The organism is Pedobacter miscanthi (genome assembly GCF_003315595.1).
Lineage (GTDB): Bacteria > Bacteroidota > Bacteroidia > Sphingobacteriales > Sphingobacteriaceae > Pedobacter > Pedobacter miscanthi.
On record NZ_QNQU01000017.1, the window covers coordinates 105450 to 125372 of the forward strand.

The window sequence follows — 19923 nt, forward strand, 5'->3', positions numbered from 1 at the left end:
AAAATAGAAAAGCGTCCCAATTTTTAAATCGGGACGCTTTTTTTATGTTCAAACGGAATTGATCCGGTTTATTTTTCTGCTAAATGCTCGCCGGTTACTTCTGCTTTGATTTTAATTTCAAGCTCTTCTGCCAATTCAGGATTGTCGCTCAACAACTGTTTTACGGCATCTCTACCCTGGCCAAGTTTAGTATCTCCGTAAGAGAACCATGACCCTGCTTTTTTGATGATGCCGAAATCAACACCTAAGTCGATGATTTCGCCATTTTTAGAAATACCTTCACCAAACATTACATCAAATTCCGCAATACGGAAAGGAGGGGCCACTTTATTTTTAACGATTTTTACCTTCACACGGTTACCAGAAACTTCGTCAGAATCTTTGATCTGCGAAATACGGCGGATATCTAAACGTACTGAAGCGTAGAATTTAAGGGCGTTACCACCTGTTGTGGTTTCAGGGTTACCGAACATTACACCAATTTTATCACGTAACTGGTTAATGAAGATACAGCAACATCCTGTTTTTGAAATGGTTCCGGTTAATTTACGTAGCGCCTGACTCATTAAACGGGCATGTAAACCCATTTTACTGTCGCCCATTTCGCCTTCAATCTCACTCTTAGGAACCAAAGCCGCAACAGAGTCAATTACAATTACATCAATCGCTCCTGAACGGATCAGGTTATCAGCAATTTCTAATGCCTGCTCACCATTATCTGGCTGAGAGATCAAAAGATTATCGGTATCAACACCTAATTTTTTTGCATAAAACTGATCGAAAGCATGCTCCGCATCAATAAATGCTGCAATACCGCCTTTTTTCTGTGCTTCGGCAATAATATGGGTAGCCAAAGTTGTTTTACCAGAAGATTCCGGTCCATAGATTTCGATCACACGTCCTTTTGGAATACCACCAATACCTAAAGCAATATCTAAGCTAATTGATCCTGTAGAAATAAAATCTATAGGTTCGATAGCGGTATCGCCAAGTTTCATGATGGTACCTTTACCGTACGATTTCTCTAGCTTATCTAAAGTAAGTTGTAAGGCTTTTAATTTATCTGGATTTGCTGTACTCATTTCTTTTTTCATTGATTTCGTAAATATAATCGATTATCGGCTAATATGCTCAAATGTTGATATTTATAATACTAATATATTTAGCTAAGGTAAATGTTTTTTAGCTAATGTCAATAGTAAATTGAAATATTTTTTTAAGCTTTTAATTTATCACGCTCATTTTGTGCGGTTAAGCGTTCGAAGTACCTGCACATGTAAGTGATTTCGCAAACATCACATTTAGGATTACGTGCCACGCAAACATAGCGGCCGTGCAAAATCAACCAGTGGTGAGCAATATGAATATCGTGTTCAGGCAGGTGTTTAACCAGGTCTTTCTCTACCGCGAGGGGTGTTTTTCCATTGGTTAACCCTAAACGGTTGGCCACGCGGAAAACGTGGGTATCAACAGCCATTGCTGGTGCATTATAAATTACAGAAGCAATAACATTAGCCGTTTTACGTCCAACACCAGGCATTTTTTGCAAGTCATCAACGCTCGAAGGTACTACATCATTAAATTCGTTCAAGAGGATATTGGCCATGCCCACCAAGTGTTTGGCTTTATTGTTAGGATAGCTGATGCTCCTGATGTAATCGAACACAATATCCGGAGTGGCTTCTGCCAAAGCTTTTGCATTAGGAAAACGTTGAAAAAGGGCAGGGGTAACCATGTTTACCCTTTTATCGGTGCATTGTGCAGAAAGGATTACGGCAACCAATAACTGGTATGGATTGTTGTAATGTAACTCGGTTTCTGCATCTGGCTGCTTGGCCGAAAAATGTTCTACAAAAAGTTTGTAGCGTTCTTTTTTAAGCATGCGCAAATATAGGTAATTCGTTCATTTGTTTATTGGTCATTCGTATATTGGTCATTCGTCATTCGTTCATTTGTAATTGCTACATTGTTTCATTGCTTAATTGTTTTATTGTTAAGATTGATGTAGTTGATTTCGAATACCGAAATGCAGAATTTGTACTTAATAGATTCCAATAAAACGTATCGTCATCTAGTTTCGATAACTATCGGAAGAAACGCAGTGGAATCGAGAAACTTCCACTACGTTCAGGATTACAACTTAATAAACGAGCCGTCATCTCGACTGGAACGCAGTGGAATGGAGAGATCTGCTTCGATAGATTTCTCGGCTGCGTTGCACTTCGCTCGAAATGACGGTAACTCGAGCGGAGGTGCATTGACTTTTGATTAACTGAAAATTGTAAACAGCCAATTGGATTAATTGACGCTAAGCTCCAAACGGCAATACTGAACTTGTGTATAGGTAAATTGCTAGATTGGCCGATTGTTTGGGTTTGAACATTGTAATTTGATTATCGGTGATTAATCCACTATTAGTGATTAATCCATTCGGGACTACGGACTCATGACTAACCTCCATTCATTTCCCTCAATAGCTTATCACATTCGGCAAAAGCATGATACAGGTATTTATTACGGTGTTTTTCACCCTGGCCGCTAAAGGAAACCGATTTCATGATCAGGCCCTGCATCCACTGTTTGGTTTGCTTGCAATAAGGCTGGTCTTCTGTTCTTAAATAGTTGAAAGTGTTGAATCTGTTGTAGCAGCTCATGCGGTCTTTAAAATCGACCAGATAGGAAATGCTTCCCAAAACGTCGCAGTTGTACCAATTAAAAGTGTGTGCCGGATCGATGGTTTTTTTGCTGCTGATGGCATACATATTCATATCCGTAAGGCAATACCTTACCTGCTCTACAATTTTTACGGCCAGCTCGGTATCGGCTAGGTGCCCGGCTTCGAATGCATACCTGATTTGCTCGAGTGTGCCTGTAATGGTGTCTTTCGACCATATTTCGGTGCTTGGTATTTCGAGGTAGGTATTATGAAGTTGTTTCGAAATTTCAATGATTTCATCAGAAAGAAAAGCCGAATTAAAAGGTACCTCGATATTATTGGCGCTGTTTGCCCAGAAAAAGAGTTTGAAACTGGTTAATTCAGGATATTTAAAGAAATGGAATACCGGAATATCATCTGTAGTAATGGTAATGTGTTTCTCTTTACTGTTTTTAATGGCTTTGAGGTTATCTAAGAGATTACGCAGGTAATTTACCATGTCGAGATCTTCATTTACACTCAAATAACTAAAGGTTACCGATAATGATTTCTTCGGGCTATAGAGAAAAGGTACATCAAAACAGTCGGACAGTTTAATAATCTGTTGAAAAGTGAGACTGCTGTCGCCCCGTATTTTTTTATATGCTTCGTTGGTACTGATGCCGAGTTCTTCGGCCACGCTAAGGGCCAAATTCTGGTAATCGGGTAGTGTAGCTTTAATCGCCTGAAAAAATAATACCTGCTGATTCTCCATAAAGATTAATTTATGAGTTCAATTTAATAAAAATCTCTCATCAATTAAGTATTACGAAATTATTTATGCCTTAATAATTCGCTTTAAAGAATATATTATTCGGAAAATATTCTTTAAAGATTAAATATAGGTATTTATAGAATCTTTTGAGATTATTTTATTTTTTGTGACTGGCGATATTTGGGTATAAACTTAATCCAAAATATTATGAAATATGGCAATCATATAGTTGAAAACACTTCTCATCATTTTAAATCAATATCGCTATGAACAAATTAAGATTTATTAAAGATGAAGGCTCGATATTCTATAAAGAACTGAACGAGCAGATAGAACAGTATTTTGCCGAAAACGGCTTGCAGAAAACAGGGAACAGAAAAATGTTTTTCAAAATTTTATTTTACTTCGGACTGGATATCCTGTTTTACAGTTTAATGATTACCAGCCATTCGGTATTTACATTCTATATGTTTTACCTGCTCATGGGGCTTTCTGTTCTGCTAACCGCATTTAATGTTTCGCATGATGCAGCTCATGGGGTTGCAGTAAAAAGTAAATTCTGGAATCAACTGTTATTTTCGCTCAGTTTTAATCTGCAGGGCAACAATGCCTACGTTTGGGGCAAAAACCATAACGAATCGCACCATTTATATACGAATATTGAAGGCAGTGATATAGATGTGCTGAATAATCCGCTGTTCAGGATGACTGAATCGCAGCCACTGAAATGGTATCACCGCTACCAGTTTATTTATGCGCCGTTTTTATACCTGTTTTACTCTATTAACTGGTTCTTTTTTAGGGAAAGCCTGATGTTATTCAATTTATCAAGTCGTACCATTAAAATTGAGATCCCGCGCATCGAAGCTGTAAAACTGGTTGTTTACAAGCTCTTATATATAGGCTATATGATTATTTTACCGGTTTACCTGCTGCCATTCGGCTGGCCGGTGGTTTTACTGGCCTTTCTGCTAAACCATTTTATCATTTCGATATTGTTTGTAGCAGTGTTGGGTGTAGCACATTTATCCGATTATGTATTACACCCGGTACCAGATGTAGACGATAAACTGAATGTGAGCTGGCCAAAGTTACAGTTGCTTACTTCTATAGATTTCCATGCTGAAAGTAAGTTTTTAAACTGGACACTTGGTGGCTTTAATGCCCATGCGGTGCATCACCTGCTGCCGAATGTTTGCCATGTACATTACCTTAAAATTATCCCGATTTTTAAACAATTGGCCAAAAAACATAAGCTTATCTATATGGAGATGTCGTACGGCGAGTCGCTCGCCTCGCACTTCAGGTTTTTAAAAATAATGGGCAGAAATGAACATTTAATCCCGATGAGATATGAAAGATAAACATATTCATGTAGCGGCTCATAGTGAGTTGCTAAAAGCGATATATAAACGGGTAGATCAGGAACTGATTATGGACAAGCAGCGTTTTGTGTTGCAGATTTTATTCAAATTCTTAGTGTATTTCTCGCTTACATTACTGCTTTACCTGGCGCTATATAAAACTAACGATCCTCTGGTATTTGTTCTTTGTTTTATGGGTTATGGTTTTATATCGTTGCTCTTTGCTTTCAACTTCTCCCACGATTTCTCGCATAATACGATTTTTAAGCGTAAACAACTTAACCACATCTGTTTTGTGGCCATTTATACCATAGTTGGCGCACATGCGGAGGCGTGGAAACTGCGGCACGTTAATTCGCACCATTATGCACCCAATGTAGAAGACTATGATTCGGACCTTAAAATATCAAAGCTCATCCGCGTAGTACCCGATAGCAAACATTATTGGTTCCACGCTTACCAGCACCTGTATGCACCGTTGGCTTACACCACTTATTCGCTTTTCTGGATTTTCGTAAAGGATTTTGTAATTCTATTTAGCGACGATGGTTATCAGGTTAAAAAAGACTTTAAATATTACCTCTCTTTCGCGATCCAGAAAGCAGTATATATCATTTTACTTTTGGTATTGCTCATGCTTTTTTCTGTGCAGCCATGGTACGTAATAGCAATTGGCTTTTTGTTAATGCATTTAAGCCAATCGCTTTTTTTATTGTTTACCTTTTTTATGACGCACCATGTGGAAGAAACGCAGTATCCGAAAACAGATGATCAGGGATATATCAATGCATCGTGGTTGATGAACCAGGTAAAAAGTTCGAATGATATGCATCCTTTCAGCAGAACGGCGAATTTTATTTTAGGTGGTTTTAATAACCATATTGCACATCATTTATTTCCGCATTACCACCATTTGTATTATCCTAAAATCAGCAGGATATTGTACGAAATGTTAACTGAAAAGGGAATAGCGCCAAATTGTACCAGCTATATTGGTGGGATAAAATCGCATTTAAGATTGCTCAAAAAAATGGGGGAGGCTGCCTAAAAGTAAATATAAAAGTTATGAAATATTTGATATTATGCTTTAGCATGTTCTTCTTTACAGACGCCAGGGCACAGCAGGATACCCTGCACCAAAAACGTAAAACCTATTTTGGAATTGGTTTTAGTTTGGGCAATGGGGGCGAAAACGGCCTGTATGCTGATCTTGATTTTTATCTGCAGAAAAAGAACAGTTATATTTCGCTTAAAGTATCGGAAGTAGAGCACATCAGGATCTTTTATTTTGGCGGTTTGCCAGAGCCACGTGTTTCCGACATCGGTATTTTAGTGGGCAAGAATTATACTTTTAGCCGTTATCATTATTTAAAGTTCGGTGCCGGTTTATCATTGGTGAACCAGATAAGCCGTGGCGCATTTCTATACAACGATTGTAATAAGCCAGGTGGGTGCCTTTTTAGCAATAATGTATATGAAACCATAAGGAAAAAGCCGATCGGTTTGCCGCTCGAAATAAAGTACGGCATTTATCTGGATAGAACAGCAGCTGTTACTGCCGGTTTTTCCGCAAATCTGAACAGTGTGCAATCTTTTTATGGAATATCATTAGGAATGGTGGTTGGCCGGTTGAAAGATAAGGTTAAGCCCAAAATAGTTTCAAAAGGATAAGTTTATTTTAATACGGTGGGTTTTGTTAACAGCACAGACCTTTCATTGTAAACCTGATGGACGCGGCAGCTCCCGACTTCAGGAGGGACTACAGCAAACAGCAGGACTGAACATTTTTAATTGCACAGACCTTTGTTTTCTACAAAGTTAACTGGTACCTAGTTTTAATGATTGAATTTTGAATGAGTGAATGACGAGGACTTTAATTCAATCATTAAAAATTCTCTCATTCAATCATTTCTTTAATGAAAAGAGGTAACTGGTACTTTAACTTCTTCTGCTACGCCCTGATTACTCTTAATTAACCAAAATGCGAAGAAAGCACCAACCAAGGCCATTGCTGCACCCACATAAGCTGGCGAAGTATAATCGAAACCATAAACCAGCGGAAGTCCGCCGAAGAAAGCACCAAGAGCATTGCCAATGTTAAAACTCGCCTGACTTGCCGATGCGGCCAGCATTTCGGAACCTTTGGCGCTTTGGATCATTAACATCTGGATAGGGGCAGCCAATGAGAAGGCAACTGCACCGGTAACAAAAGTCATGATTAATGCCAGTGGCTGATTGGCCGATACAAAATGTACAATGGTTAGGGTAACCACCATGGTTAATAGCAAAGCCGCAGAAGCCTTTGCAGGCGAAAATTTATCAGCCAAACGGCCACCAACATAGTTGCCGAACATCATGCCCAAACCTGCCAGCATTAATATATAGGTTACAGCATTTGAAGAAAAACCTGCAACATCTGTCATTAATGGGGCGATGTAGCTATACCAGGTGAATAGTCCACCGGTTCCGATAGAAATCATAAAAATAATGATCCATGCATCGCGTTTTTTGAAGAAACTTAACTCGGCTTTTAAATCGCGGTTTTTGGTAGCTTCTAAAGCAGGTAACCATAATTTTAAACCCAGTAAAGTAACCAGGCCCACAAATACCACCACCGCGAACGAGATACGCCATGAGAAATTATGGCCGATAAAAGTACCCAGCGGCACGCCTACAATATTGGCAATGGTTAAACCCATAAACATTAACGATACGGCCTGGGCAGCTTTTCCTTTTTCTGCAATTCGGCTGGCCACTACCGAGCCTACGCCAAAAAATGCACCATGGGGCAGACCAGAAAGTAACCTGGCAATAAATAAGGTATTAAAAGTAGGGGCAAAGGCCGAAAAGGCATTAAAAACAGTGAACATGATCATTAAGGCAATCAATATCAATTTTGGTGGATATTTACCTGCAATCATGATCAGCAAAGGGGCACCGATTACCACACCCAGGGCATAAGCAGAAATTAAATGTCCGGCTTGCGGGATGGTTACGGCTAAATCTTTTGAGATATCAGGCAATAAGCCCATCATTACAAATTCAGTGATTCCGATGCCTAAACCGCCTAAAGTGAGTGGTAGTAAGTTCTTGTTCATAGCGTCCTTAGTGTTAAAATTACACTATGCAAAGGTAAGGCTTTTTAATTAGGGGATTGTAAAAATTAGGACATTTATGGAGGGATGGAAGATGTGGGATGGATTATGGATGATGGCTGTTACTGTTCGATTGCTTTATTGTTGGATTGTTTGTAGTTCAAAGCAGAGTAGTTTGTTGTTAGATTGCTTTATTGCTAAATTGTTTTATGGTTGATAGTTGGATGGTTCATAGCTGATGGATGATATGCAACAACCAATAATCAAATTGCAATTACCAATAAACTAGTGCCGAATAAATTATGAATTATTTCTCTTTGGCAATTTGCGGTTAACAATTTAACAATCCCACAATTGAACAATTGTCATCATAATACAGTTAACCAGTTTAAACAATTAACCGATTAATCAACACTACAGTTTTAATTAACAGTTTGCTTTAGCAATTTAGCCATCCAGCAATAAAACAATCCGGTGGCAGTCACAGTTAACAAATTCGAACAATTAACCGATTAACCAACATTGCAGCTACCGATGAACCAATGCCGAATGAGCAACTGAATTACCTAACCATCATCCATCTTACCTCTTCCATTTTCCGTCCATAAAAAAAAGCTTGCCCCACCCTGTGAAACAAGCTTTTTTGTCTTTGTAAAGTTTTACTACTTCGCTCTGCTGTAAGCTAAAATCTTATTGATGGTTTCATCTTGAGGATTTTTAGCCAGTCTATCTAACTTACCTTTTATTTGATCATAAAATAAGTCGATTTCTGCGTCAGATTCAATATCAGTTTTAGGCTGAAACATGTTAGGTGTAGGTAAATTTACATTGTTTTTTGATGTAGAGGTTTTTGTCATAAGCAACTGAATGTGATAAGTTTTATAAACTTAACGATTGTTCAGATGCTTTATTTCAACCCCTAAAACATTTTATGTAACAATTTCGCTACCCTTTATAGGTCATCTCCTTCGTCTTGAGCATTTTACGCAGGTTACTCAATGCATAACGCATACGCCCAAGGGCTGTATTAATGCTTACATCAGTTAAATCGGCGATCTCTTTAAAGCTCAAATCAGCGTAGTGGCGCATTAAAAGCACTTCTTTCTGTTCATCGGGCAATAAATGGATCATTGCCTTTAAATCTTTATGGGTCTGATCGCGGAGCATTCTGTCTTCTGCACTCTCATCATAAAAGTGTAGCATATTGAATACATCCATTCCGTCGGAACTGGTGATGATGGGTGTTCTTTTTTCTTTTCTGAAATAATCGATAACCAGGTTGTGCGCAATACGCATTACCCAGGGTAAAAACTTACCTTCTTCGTTATATCTTCCTGATCGCAGGGTATTGATTACTTTTATAAAAGCATCCTGAAAAATATCCTCCGCCAGATATTGGTCTTTAACCAATAAGTAGATAGAAGTATAAATTTTACTTTTATGTCTTCTTAAAAGTTCCTGCAATCCATTCTCGTTCCCGGTAATATATACCTTTACCAGGTCCTGATCGTTATATGATTGTAAATTCATAGGTTTACCTACACTAAATCCCTTACTATTTGCCAAAAATTAATTTGTAGATGTTTAATTTCTATAGCTCTTCTCCTATGTTTTTTGAATGTGTCAGTTTGGTTTTGAGGTTGTTAATATCCAAAGAAAGTTATTTTTTTATCAAAAAACAAAAAATAAAATGTTAAAAAATAAATTAACCGTTTGAGTACCCTATTTTTGTAATTCCAAAAACCCTAACCACATTCTGGGGTTATACAATATATTCTTTACAATACATGAGCAAAAAAGAGGCCGAAAAAGATCCGCATAAAAATATTATCATAAAAGGTGCCCGCGTGCACAACCTAAAAAATATCGATGTTGCCATTCCCAAAAATAAACTTGTGGTGGTTACGGGTATGTCGGGTTCGGGCAAATCGTCGCTGGCTTTCGATACGTTATATGCAGAAGGACAACGTAGGTATGTAGAAAGTTTATCATCTTATGCCCGCCAGTTTATGGGCCGGATGAATAAGCCTGATGTTGATTATATTAAAGGGATTGCCCCGGCAATTGCCATAGAACAAAAAGTAATTACTTCCAACCCACGCTCAACGGTTGGTACTTCTACCGAAATTTACGATTACCTGAAACTGCTTTTCTCGCGTATCGGTAAAACCATTTCACCTGTTTCGGGCAAAGAGGTTAAAAAAGATTCGGTAAGTACGGTGGTAGATTATGTAAATGCCATGCCTGAGGATACAACGGTAACCATTTTTTGTCCGCTGTACCCGCACAATAACCGTACGATTAAAGAAGAGCTGGCCATTTTATTGCAAAAAGGTTTTTTGCGTGTACTCATTAACGATAAAATTGAAAAAATCGAATCTGTTCTGGATGATGCTGATTTTAAAGATGCTGAATTAACAGATGATAAAACTGTTCAGATTCTGATCGATCGTATTGTTACCAACCAGGAAGAAGAAACTCTAAGTCGCTTGGCCGATTCGGCACAGACTGCATTTTTTGAAGGCAAGGGCGATTGTTATGTAGAGGCCGAAGGTACTACGAAACATTTTAGCGACCGCTTTGAGCTCGACGGAATTAAGTTCGAAGAGCCTACACCAAACTTTTTCTCTTTCAATAACCCTTATGGCGCCTGTAAACGTTGCGAAGGGTATGGGAATGTGATCGGGATTGATGAAGATCTGGTAATTCCGGATAAGAGCAAAAGTGTATATGATAATGCAATTGCGCCATGGCGTGGTGAAAAAATGAATGTATGGTTGCAGAATTTTATTAAAGCTGCGCCGAAATTCGATTTTCCGATCCACCGTCCTTATAGTGCGCTAACCGAAAAAGAACAGCAATTACTTTGGACCGGAAATAAATATTTTGCCGGACTGGATGCTTTCTTTAAAGAACTGGAAGAGCAGACTTATAAAATACAGTACCGGGTAATGTTATCGCGTTATCGTGGAAAAACTACCTGCCCTGATTGTAAAGGTTCGCGTTTACGCAAAGATGCATCTTATGTAAAGATTGCCGAAAAATCGATTATCGATGTGGTTTTAATGCCATTATCAAAAGCTTTGGTTTTCTTTAACGAACTGAAATTAAGTGCAAACGATACCAAAATTGCCAAACGTTTACTGGCCGAAATTGATAACCGGTTTCTTTATTTAAATAATGTAGGTTTGGGTTACTTAACCTTAAACCGTTTATCGAATACTTTATCGGGAGGAGAATCGCAAAGGATCAATCTGGCTACCTCATTGGGAAGTAGTTTGGTGGGTTCTATTTACGTGCTGGATGAACCCAGTATCGGTTTACACCCACGCGATACGAATAAACTGATCGAGGTATTGGTTTCGCTCCGTAATGTAGGTAATACCGTGATTGTGGTAGAGCACGAAGAAGAAATGATGCGTGCAGCCGATTATATTATAGATATTGGTCCGGAGGCGGGTACACATGGTGGTAACCTGGTTTTTAGTGGTAACTACGAAGAGATTTTAAAAGATAAAAACAGTTTAACAGGTCGTTACCTTTCAGGAGAAGAAAAAATTGCCATTCCGGAGAAACGCCGTAAATGGAAAGACCATATCCTGATCAAAGGTGCAAGAGAAAATAACCTGCAGAATATCGATGTGAAATTCCCGCTTGGTGTATTTACTGCGGTAAGTGGCGTTTCGGGTTCAGGTAAAACGAGTTTGGTTAAAAAAATTCTGTATCCGGCGCTTCAAAAAGCAATCGGGAATTATGCCGGCGAACAAACCGGTGCTTATGATGGTATTTTTGGCAATTATGATCTGGTAAGTGCGGTAGAAATGGTCGATCAGAACCCTATCGGACGATCAAGCCGTTCAAACCCGGTTACCTACGTAAAAGCCTGGGATGATATCCGGGCGCTATTCTCAGGACTGGCATCCGCAAAAGCTGCAGGCTTAAAACCGGCTGCTTTCTCTTTTAACGTTGAGGGTGGGCGTTGTGATGTTTGCCAGGGCGAGGGTGAAGTGAAAATCGAGATGCAGTTTATGGCCGATATTTACCTGCCTTGCGAAGCCTGTAACGGTAAACGCTTTAAACAGCAGGTTTTAGATGTAACCTATAAGGAGAAAAACGTATCCGAAATTCTGGATATGACAATCGACGAAGCAGTTGATTTCTTTAAGGATGAACAAAAAATCCTCAATAAACTAAATCCTTTGGTTGATGTTGGTTTGGGTTATGTGCATTTAGGTCAGTCATCTAATACTTTATCAGGTGGTGAGGCGCAGCGTATTAAACTGGCTTCGTTCCTGATTAAAGGTAACAATGCCAATAAAACACTGTTTATTTTTGATGAGCCTACCACTGGTTTGCACTTCCACGATATTAAAAAGCTGTTAAAAGCACTGAATACGCTCATCGAGCAGGGAAATACGATTTTGGTAATCGAACATAATATGGATATGATTAAATGTGCCGATTGGGTGATCGATATCGGTCCTGAAGGTGGTGATGGCGGTGGTCAGCTGGTGTTCGAAGGAGTGCCTGAAGACCTGGTTAAGGTTGAAAAATCGTACACCGGAAAATATTTAGCATCGCATTTAAATTTAAATCCATAATTTCGGCAATGCTTTTTCTAACGTTTTTCATCGGCATCATTCTCAATGCCATGGGGTATATCCCCCCGGGCAACATCAACCTTACTGTTGCGCAACTGGCCATTAACAAGGGCATGCGCCAGGTTTGGTATTTTATCCTGTCGTTCTCTTGTGTAGAAGTGTTTTTTACTTTCGGGATGATGCGTTTCGCGAGATGGGCCATGAGCGATATCAACCCGAATGAGGCGGTAAGCGAGGTACGCTTAAGTACCCTGGTTGATTGCTTTATGATTGTGATGTTTCTGGTGATGGGTACTATTACCTGGAGAAACCGGAAAAAAGTACCTAAAACGAGCAATAAAAAAGAAGATAAACGCAGCGGAAGTGTTTTATACGGATTAATTTTAGGGGTGTTAAACCCCGTTCAGATTCCGTTCTGGCTGTTTTTTGGCAATTATGTAATTTTACACCAGTGGATTGAAACCGATTACCTTTCGCTGGTCATATTTAGTTTAGGTTCGGGTGTTGGTTCTTCACTGGCACTTTATGTATATGCGCATTTTGCAACTTATATACAGGAGAAATTTGCGCTGAGCAGCCTGATTATCAATAAATCCATCGCGATATTTTTATATGCACTGGCCGCTTATCTGGTGGTAAAACAGGTGATTGTTATTCTTTAGAAGACTTGTTTTAATACCCGTCATTTCTACCGTAGTAGAGAAATCTGCTGGGAATGAGTAATGCCACAGGCTTTTTGTTTTTGCCACGGAGGCACTGAAAACACGGAAAACTTCATTTAAATTCTTACTCCAAGGTCTGTGTCCACACATACCTTCGCATAAAGTCCTTTTACATATTGTATAATGTTTATTTCTTTTCGTTCTGTGATGACGCAGACCGAGGAGCCATGCATTTTCTGTTATAAAATTGATACACGGATAAGGTTCTGTTAACTTAATCATAACATTAAATTTATGTTTAAGAAGCTTGATCAACCTAATATTGGGCTTTAATACAAAACATATTTTATCCTTATGTCTAACAGACGATTTTTCCTGAAAAATAGTTTGGCTGCTGCGGTTGTGGCCAGTATTTCGCCAGTTCTATCATCATTTGCGGATGAACAGCATCCTGTTTCCGCTAAAACCGGTAAAGCGCCAAAGCTTCGTTTCGCCATTGCTTCTGATGGTCATTACGGGCAACCGGGAACTGAATATAAACTTCATCACCAAAATATTGTAAAATGGTTAAATGAAGCACACGATCAAAATCCTTTAAATTTTGTGATCATTAACGGTGATTTAGTTCATGATCGCCCTGATTTGCTGCCTGAAGTTAAAAAAGATTATTATGATAAACTTAAAGTTCCTTTTTACGCCATTCCAGGCAACCACGATCATGCCGATACCAAAATATGGAAATCGGTTTTTGGCTATGAGGATAATTTTTCTTTCGAAAAAAACGGGGTAGGTTTTGTTCTGGCCAATACCTCGGATACAAAAGGAACTTATTTATGCCCGAACAATGATTTTTTAAAACGGGAACTGGACAAGTTCAAAAACCTTAAAACCGTTTTCGTGGTATTGCACATTCCACCACATTTTTGGGTGCCCGAAAGTCCATTTGTTGATTGTCCGGATACCATTAAATTATTGCATAGTTATCCTAATGTAAAAGCCGTTTTTCATGGCCACGACCATAGTCTTGATGCTGTTTTTTACACTGATAAACTTCCTCATTTTTTTGATGCACACATCGGCGGGAACTGGGGTACGGCTTATAAAGGTTACCGGATTGTAGAGGTTGATGAGAACGATAAAATCCAGACTTATCAGGTAAATGCAAGTCAATCGCCAATGTTAAACGAAACCAAATTTTAACGATTACATCAATGAAAAAGACATTTTTAATACTCATTTTTGCTTCTGCCGTATTAAACTGTGCTGCGCAAAAAATAAGCGAAACCAAAACAGATGTTAAAGTAGGAACGGATGCTGCTCAACCTTTTCTGTTTTCTTTAAATACCCTCACTGCAGAAAATCCACGCTGGAACATCCATTACTCTGGTAGTTATGGCGAAAGAACCAACGGACAATTTGGCTATGATGGTTTGGGGCAGCAGTTTGGTGTTAAAGGCTATTTAGGTAGCAGATTTACTTTATATGCTACAGCTGCAATCGGTTTTGCCAATGCCGGTGGTGTTACCTCTGCCGAACAGGCTGAAGTAATCAGGGATTTGGTTGGCGGAAAAGGTATAGCAGGTTTTAGGTTGGGTGCCGGTTTAGGCTTAAGCCGTGATTGGTCGAACGTTGGCTCGGCAATCAGCCGGATTACAGCCTCATTCGACCGCACAAACTGGCGGATGGCGGGTAACCTCCGTTTCGAAAAAGCTTTTGATAAAACGAGGGACAAACTCGATTTTATTACCAGTTTTGGCTATCAGCACCGTGTTTCGAATGTTTTGTACCTCGGTGTTGAGGCTTTAGGACAAGATTTAGAAGGTTTCTGGGAAAAAGACGAAGCAGAAGGTGGAGCAAAGGTGATGATCGGACCATCAATCAACCTCGAGCCGAACCATTCTAAACTATCATTCTCTATTTCTGGCGGACCAGTTTTCTACGCCACCCGCAGTCAGGTAATTCCATCTGAAGCGATCCGCGAAATCGGCTCCGTAGCCTCAGGCAATGGTTATACCATCAGGGCATTGGTTAATTTTAATCTTCACCGCTAATATTGCGTATATTAATTAAGAAAATGAAAAAAACATATTTTTTAATATTCCTGTGTTTCCTTTTTATTCAAAAAGGATTTGCACAATTGCCCGGAAAAAACGAAACTACGCAGCAGATTTTGTTGCCCAATGGATGGAAACTGAGTCCTGCAGGTCATTCACTGCAATTGGGCGATCTGCCATTAAATATGCAGTTAAGTGCTTCGGGTAAGTACCTGGCCATTACCAATAACGGGCAAAGTACCCAGTCATTGCAATTAGTTGATGCCAAAACTGAAAAGATTATCGATGAAAAAGTTTTGAGCAAATCGTGGTATGGCATCGCTTTTAGTAAAGATGAAAAACACCTTTATGCTTCAGGGGGAAACGACAACTGGATTCTGGATTTCAATATCCAGAACGATAAACTGGGCAAAAGCGATACCATTAAACTAGGACCAATCTGGCCTAAAGGAAAAATCAGTCCGGCGGGGATAGTGGTAAATAAAAACAACAGTAAATTATATACTGTAACCAAAGAAGATAGCAGCTTATACATCATCAACCCTGTTGAAAAGAAGATTTTGAAGAAAATCCAGCTTCCGGCAATTGCCTATAGTTGTGTTTTGGCTGCAGATGAAAGTAAGTTGTACGCTTCATTGTGGGGAGGGAAATCAGTTGCCGTTATCGACCTTGCTGCTGAAAAGATTGAAAGACTCATCCCGGTAGGCGATCACCCTAACGAACTTTTACTCAATAAAAAAGGAAATACTTTGTTTGTGGCTAACGCAAACGATAATACCGTTTCGGTAATCAATACTTCAAATAATAAGGTAATCGAAACCATTGCCACCACGCTTTATGCTACCCAGTTAACCGGTTCTACTACCAATGGTTTGGCGCTGAGTGCCAATGAAAAAACCTTGTACATTGCCAATGCTGATAATAATTGTCTGGCCGTTTTTGATGTAAGCAAACCTGGTGTAAGTCAGAGCCAGGGATTTATTCCGGTAGGCTGGTACCCTACAAGTGTTAAAGTTTTAGGCTCGAAAATTTTGGTTACCAATGGCAAAGGCAATACTTCTATGGCGAACCCACAGGGGCCACAACCCATTTCTAAGGTAGATAACAGTGGTTACCAAATGGGCAGTACGGCCAATAGCAGGCTGCAATATATAGCAGGATTATTTAAGGGTACATTATCTTTTATCGATGCCCCAAAACCCGAGCAATTAAAAACATATACCAAACAGGTTTATGCCAATACGCCTTTTACTAACAAGCGTACTGTTACCGCTGATGGTGAAGCCGGAAACCCGATTCCGCGTAAGCAAGGCGAAAAATCGCCGATTAAACATGTTTTTTATATCATTAAAGAAAACAGGACTTACGACCAGGTACTAGGCGATGTTGCAAAAGGTAACGGCGATTCTACATTAACATTATTTGGTAGAAAAATTACCCCTAATCAGCATGCTTTTGCCGAAAATTATGTGCTTCTTGATAATTTTTATGTAGATGCAGAAGTAAGTGCCGATGGACACAACTGGAGTATGGCCGCTTATGCCACCGATGTAGTGGAAAAAACCTGGCCAACGAGTTATGGTGCACGCGGTGGCAGTACAACTTTTGAAGGAGGCCGGCCGGTTACCTATCCTAAAGGTGGCTTTATCTGGGATTACTGTCAGCGGGCTGGCGTAAGTTACCGCAGTTATGGCGAATTTGGCGATTATGGAAAAGCGAATATCAAATCGTTGCAGGGCCACATGTGTGCGGCTTCTCCGGGTTTCGACATGGACATTAAAGACCAGGTTCGTGTAGATGCCTGGCAACACGATTTCGATTCGTTACTGGTGGCCGGTGTTGTACCACAATTTAATACATTAAGGATTTCTAACGACCATACCAGCGGGCAAAAGAAAGGAAAATATTCGCCACAGGCGGCGGTTGCAGATAACGATTTAGCTGTTGGCCGTATTTTAGAACATTTATCACACAGTAAAATATGGAAAGAATCGGTTGTTTTTATTCTGGAAGATGATGCACAGAATGGTCCCGACCATGTTGATGCACACCGTTCGCCGGCGTATGTGGTTGGTCCTTACGTAAAAAGGAATACGCCTGTACATACCATGTATTCTACCTCTGGATTTTTAAGAACCATGGAACTTATTTTGGGCCTACCGCCAATGAGTCAGTATGATGCCGCTGCAATGCCCCTGTATGAATGTTTTACCGCTAAGCCCGATTTTACACCTTGTAATGTGTTACAGCCCCTTATCGATTTGGATACCAGGAATGTAGCAGTGAACGAGAGCAGTAAACGTTCTGAATTGTTCAACTTTGCCAAAGAAGATTCTGCACCCGATTTGGATTTAAATGAAGTGGTTTGGAAATCGGTTAAAGGCGAGCAATCGGTAATGCCTGCACCAAAACGAAGTGCATTCGTGATTTTGGAGAAAAAGAAAAAAGATGACGATGATTAGTCGTCAATTATAACCCTTCTACAAATAAAAAGGCAATTTTCTAACCGAAAATTGCCTTTTTTGTTTATCGTCATTAATGGGATAAATGTATTGCCTCTTGTTAGAAAGCAATTGCTGTGCTAATTTTAACGTTCGTCCTGCTTTTTGCTTGTAGTCCCGATTAGAAGGAAATCGGGAGCTACCGCGGCATCCGATAGCTATCGGATCAGGTTTAAATTGGGTAATATCTTGCTAATATTGAAGGCTGATCAGCATGATGCAGCGAGTACGTATTTTAATATAATTTACCACAGATAAAAAGGATACACACAGATAAAATCCGTGTTTATCTGTGTACATCTGTGGTTAAAAACATTGCCTATAATAATGACCTTATCTACAATTTCCAGTCCGGTCTTTCGAAATGGCAGGTGTAACCATAGGGATTTTTCTGCAAATAATCCTGGTGTTCTTCTTCAGCATTCCAGAAATCGGTTTCAGGTACTACCTCCGTTACAATTTTTCCGGGCCATTTGCCTGAAGCATCTAGTTCTGCAATTAGTGTATTTGCCGTTTCTTTTTGCTCTTCGCTATTGTAAAAAATGGCAGAACGGTAAGAGGTGCCGATATCATTTCCCTGGCGGTTCCGGGTACTCGGATCGTGGATCTGGAAAAAATATTCCAGTAATTGGCGGTATGATAAAATAGCAGGGTCGAAAACAATTTCAATGCCTTCGGCATGTGTACCATGGTTACGATAGGTGGCATTGGGCACATCGCCGCCAGTATAACCTACAACTGTAGAAATTACACCTGGCAAATGACGGATTAATTCTTCTACTCCCCAAAAGCAACCGCCGGCAAGAATGGCTTTTTCAGTATTCATATATCTTTCCTTTTTTTGATGTACTAAAGATACGACGAAGATGTGTAAAGGGAAAGTAAAGATGGAGCTGCCTAAATGAGAAACTTGCTTGCGTTCTTATATTGTTTTATTGCGTAATGGTTATATTATTAGGTGATATCGCCTAACGCCAAACGCTTAACACCAAACGCTTATCGCTCAACGCCCAACGCAACCCGCTAAACTGCATAAAACTCAGATTGTTTTTTCGGGATGAACTTACGGCAATTCCTTTTTCTGCTTGATCAGTAAAGGTAAAACCTTCCAGCTCATCTGCCTTATCGGTGTCGATTACGGTTAAAACAGATTCATGTCCGTTTGCAATTGATTTCTCCAGATCGATGAAAGTGAAACGCCATTTGCGGCCTTCTATCTGGTTCTGGATTAAAACCAAAATTCCTTTATTGGCGATCCAATGCAGGTTTTGTACCCACGGCGAGCAGGTAAATTTTTTGAATAAAATGCCTTTTTCGCTGGTTTTACCGGCCTTTGCCAAAGCTTTCGGATCGTACAAACGTACTTCGTTTGCTTTATTGCCGTAATCTGCGGTAGCCAAAAACCATTTTCCCTTATAATTTACATATTCCGGTCGCGTGCCCTGGATACAGGCATCATCATCGATGGTTTTGATGAGGTTTCCATCCAGCGTTTTCGTTTTTAAAAAACCTTCCCAATCAATGCAGTTAATTACGGCTTTCCAAAGGGTACCCTCTGCATTCTGTTTTACCGAATTGCCAACAAAAGTAGGTAAACCTTTATGGTAAGCTATTCCGGTGGGGTGTTTAATGATGTTTTCACCTTTAACAGTAAACCGATATTCTTCATTCTGATAAATTAATGAGTCGTTTTGTAGCTGATATTTCCGTAATACCCCAACTTCCCTGTCGCCGTAAAGAAAATAGCTTCCATTCTGGTAAGATATCCCCTGACAGGCACCTAACGAATCGATGGTAACCGTTTTGGTGATTTTTCCATTTGTATCACTATACCTGGCTACAAAAAACATTACCACCAGCAGTAAAATTGGATTTAAGGTTTTCATGATTTATGAATCTAAGGGTTCATCAAATACCTGTGCCTGCTAAACATTAATACATGAGAAAAAATAGAATAGGGCAACTAAAATTTGAAAGCAAATTACCGGATTTACCATTAAAGAAAGATTAACAGCATGTTATCTGTTTAATTTAGTAAATCGATATAGTAATGCAATAAAGCACATTTAACATTAAATTAAAGTGATGCATTCAATCTGTACAAAGAGTTAATGCAGGGGATACATAGTGTTAAAAATACACTAATACTTTTGCCGCAGTAGAACGCTCCATAATATTACTTGTTAACCCATAAGGATAAGCCTATGTAAATGTGAAATCTACAATCTCTGTCTCC

General features: G+C 39.4%; 16 protein-coding genes. 8 read left to right on the top strand and 8 right to left on the bottom strand.

The genetic code is table 11. The features are described from left to right. Positions 1-68 precede the first annotated feature (68 nt). The 3 genes from recA to DRW42_RS19135 all read right to left on the bottom strand — a co-directional run bounded on the left by recA (position 69) and on the right by DRW42_RS19135 (position 3410). On the bottom strand, positions 69-1082 hold the full coding sequence (gene recA / locus DRW42_RS19125; protein ID WP_113950465.1) for a recombinase RecA: 1014 nt from the start codon (positions 1080-1082) through the stop codon (positions 69-71). A 134-nt stretch (positions 1083-1216) separates the two neighbouring features. After that, positions 1217-1882 carry an endonuclease III gene (gene nth / locus DRW42_RS19130; protein WP_113950435.1) on the bottom strand — a complete coding sequence of 222 codons (666 nt, stop codon included), beginning with the start codon at positions 1880-1882 and terminating at the stop codon, positions 1217-1219. A gap of 568 nt (positions 1883-2450) precedes the next feature. Continuing rightward, positions 2451-3410 (bottom strand): hypothetical protein, encoded by a 960-nt coding sequence (locus DRW42_RS19135; RefSeq protein ID WP_113950436.1) that lies wholly within the window; start codon positions 3408-3410, stop codon positions 2451-2453. Between the two features lie 266 nt (positions 3411-3676). Between DRW42_RS19135 and DRW42_RS19140 the strand changes: the two genes are divergently transcribed. The 3 genes from DRW42_RS19140 to DRW42_RS19150 are packed head-to-tail and all read left to right on the top strand — an operon-like array spanning position 3677 to position 6445. After that, positions 3677-4774 carry a fatty acid desaturase family protein gene (locus tag DRW42_RS19140; RefSeq protein WP_113950437.1) on the top strand — a complete coding sequence of 366 codons (1098 nt, stop codon included), beginning with the start codon at positions 3677-3679 and terminating at the stop codon, positions 4772-4774. Continuing rightward, positions 4764-5822 carry a fatty acid desaturase family protein gene (locus DRW42_RS19145; RefSeq protein WP_113950438.1) on the top strand — a complete coding sequence of 353 codons (1059 nt, stop codon included), beginning with the start codon at positions 4764-4766 and terminating at the stop codon, positions 5820-5822. The genes DRW42_RS19140 and DRW42_RS19145 overlap by 11 nt, the downstream gene beginning before the upstream one ends. 17 nt (positions 5823-5839) lie before the next feature. Beyond that, complete coding sequence (locus DRW42_RS19150; RefSeq protein ID WP_147243781.1) at positions 5840-6445, top strand: hypothetical protein; 606 nt, start codon at positions 5840-5842, stop codon at positions 6443-6445. Between the two features lie 242 nt (positions 6446-6687). Here the strand turns inward: DRW42_RS19150 and DRW42_RS19155 are convergent, their stop codons facing one another. From DRW42_RS19155 to DRW42_RS19165, 3 genes are all read right to left on the bottom strand, one after another. After that, positions 6688-7872 (bottom strand): MFS transporter, encoded by a 1185-nt coding sequence (locus tag DRW42_RS19155; protein WP_113950440.1) that lies wholly within the window; start codon positions 7870-7872, stop codon positions 6688-6690. Positions 7873-8531: 659 nt separating this feature from the next. Then, complete coding sequence (locus tag DRW42_RS19160) at positions 8532-8726, bottom strand: hypothetical protein (protein WP_113950441.1); 195 nt, start codon at positions 8724-8726, stop codon at positions 8532-8534. Between the two features lie 88 nt (positions 8727-8814). Next, positions 8815-9399, bottom strand: a complete 585-nt coding sequence (locus tag DRW42_RS19165; protein WP_113950442.1) for an RNA polymerase sigma factor — start codon at positions 9397-9399, stop codon at positions 8815-8817. Positions 9400-9656: 257 nt separating this feature from the next. On the opposite strand from DRW42_RS19165, the gene uvrA reads away from it, so the two are divergent. The 5 genes from uvrA to DRW42_RS19190 all read left to right on the top strand — a co-directional run bounded on the left by uvrA (position 9657) and on the right by DRW42_RS19190 (position 17648). After that, entirely contained in the window at positions 9657-12470 is a 2814-nt protein-coding gene (uvrA, locus tag DRW42_RS19170; RefSeq protein WP_113950443.1) for an excinuclease ABC subunit UvrA, read from the top strand. An 8-nt stretch (positions 12471-12478) separates the two neighbouring features. Then, positions 12479-13132, top strand: a complete 654-nt coding sequence (locus DRW42_RS19175; RefSeq protein ID WP_113950444.1) for a LysE family transporter — start codon at positions 12479-12481, stop codon at positions 13130-13132. Positions 13133-13486: 354 nt separating this feature from the next. After that, on the top strand, positions 13487-14332 hold the full coding sequence (locus DRW42_RS19180; protein ID WP_113950445.1) for a metallophosphoesterase family protein: 846 nt from the start codon (positions 13487-13489) through the stop codon (positions 14330-14332). 11 nt (positions 14333-14343) lie between these two features. Then, the gene (locus DRW42_RS19185) at positions 14344-15183 is read left to right on the top strand and encodes a hypothetical protein (RefSeq protein ID WP_113950446.1); all 840 of its coding nucleotides are present in this window, start codon (positions 14344-14346) and stop codon (positions 15181-15183) included. Between the two features lie 23 nt (positions 15184-15206). After that, positions 15207-17648, top strand: coding sequence for a bifunctional YncE family protein/alkaline phosphatase family protein (locus DRW42_RS19190; protein WP_113950447.1), 2442 nt, complete (start codon positions 15207-15209; stop codon positions 17646-17648). Between the two features lie 376 nt (positions 17649-18024). Here the strand turns inward: DRW42_RS19190 and msrA are convergent, their stop codons facing one another. Continuing rightward, the gene (msrA, locus tag DRW42_RS19195) at positions 18025-18513 is read right to left on the bottom strand and encodes a peptide-methionine (S)-S-oxide reductase MsrA (RefSeq protein ID WP_113950448.1); all 489 of its coding nucleotides are present in this window, start codon (positions 18511-18513) and stop codon (positions 18025-18027) included. Between the two features lie 142 nt (positions 18514-18655). After that, the gene (locus DRW42_RS19200) at positions 18656-19573 is read right to left on the bottom strand and encodes a hypothetical protein (protein WP_113950449.1); all 918 of its coding nucleotides are present in this window, start codon (positions 19571-19573) and stop codon (positions 18656-18658) included. Between the last annotated feature and the right edge of the window lie 350 nt (positions 19574-19923).

Bases quoted from the DNA above. Each gene is read 5' to 3' on its own strand.
- recA (WP_113950465.1), bottom strand. From the start codon at position 1,082: ATGAGTACAGCAAATCCAGATAAATTAAAAGCCTTACAACTTACTTTA.
- nth (WP_113950435.1), bottom strand. From the start codon at position 1,882: ATGCTTAAAAAAGAACGCTACAAACTTTTTGTAGAACATTTTTCGGCC.
- DRW42_RS19135 (WP_113950436.1), bottom strand. From the start codon at position 3,410: ATGGAGAATCAGCAGGTATTATTTTTTCAGGCGATTAAAGCTACACTA.
- DRW42_RS19140 (WP_113950437.1), top strand. From the start codon at position 3,677: ATGAACAAATTAAGATTTATTAAAGATGAAGGCTCGATATTCTATAAA.
- DRW42_RS19145 (WP_113950438.1), top strand. From the start codon at position 4,764: ATGAAAGATAAACATATTCATGTAGCGGCTCATAGTGAGTTGCTAAAA.
- DRW42_RS19150 (WP_147243781.1), top strand. From the start codon at position 5,840: ATGAAATATTTGATATTATGCTTTAGCATGTTCTTCTTTACAGACGCC.
- DRW42_RS19155 (WP_113950440.1), bottom strand. From the start codon at position 7,872: ATGAACAAGAACTTACTACCACTCACTTTAGGCGGTTTAGGCATCGGA.
- DRW42_RS19160 (WP_113950441.1), bottom strand. From the start codon at position 8,726: ATGACAAAAACCTCTACATCAAAAAACAATGTAAATTTACCTACACCT.
- DRW42_RS19165 (WP_113950442.1), bottom strand. From the start codon at position 9,399: ATGAATTTACAATCATATAACGATCAGGACCTGGTAAAGGTATATATT.
- uvrA (WP_113950443.1), top strand. From the start codon at position 9,657: ATGAGCAAAAAAGAGGCCGAAAAAGATCCGCATAAAAATATTATCATA.
- DRW42_RS19175 (WP_113950444.1), top strand. From the start codon at position 12,479: ATGCTTTTTCTAACGTTTTTCATCGGCATCATTCTCAATGCCATGGGG.
- DRW42_RS19180 (WP_113950445.1), top strand. From the start codon at position 13,487: ATGTCTAACAGACGATTTTTCCTGAAAAATAGTTTGGCTGCTGCGGTT.
- DRW42_RS19185 (WP_113950446.1), top strand. From the start codon at position 14,344: ATGAAAAAGACATTTTTAATACTCATTTTTGCTTCTGCCGTATTAAAC.
- DRW42_RS19190 (WP_113950447.1), top strand. From the start codon at position 15,207: ATGAAAAAAACATATTTTTTAATATTCCTGTGTTTCCTTTTTATTCAA.
- msrA (WP_113950448.1), bottom strand. From the start codon at position 18,513: ATGAATACTGAAAAAGCCATTCTTGCCGGCGGTTGCTTTTGGGGAGTA.
- DRW42_RS19200 (WP_113950449.1), bottom strand. From the start codon at position 19,573: ATGAAAACCTTAAATCCAATTTTACTGCTGGTGGTAATGTTTTTTGTA.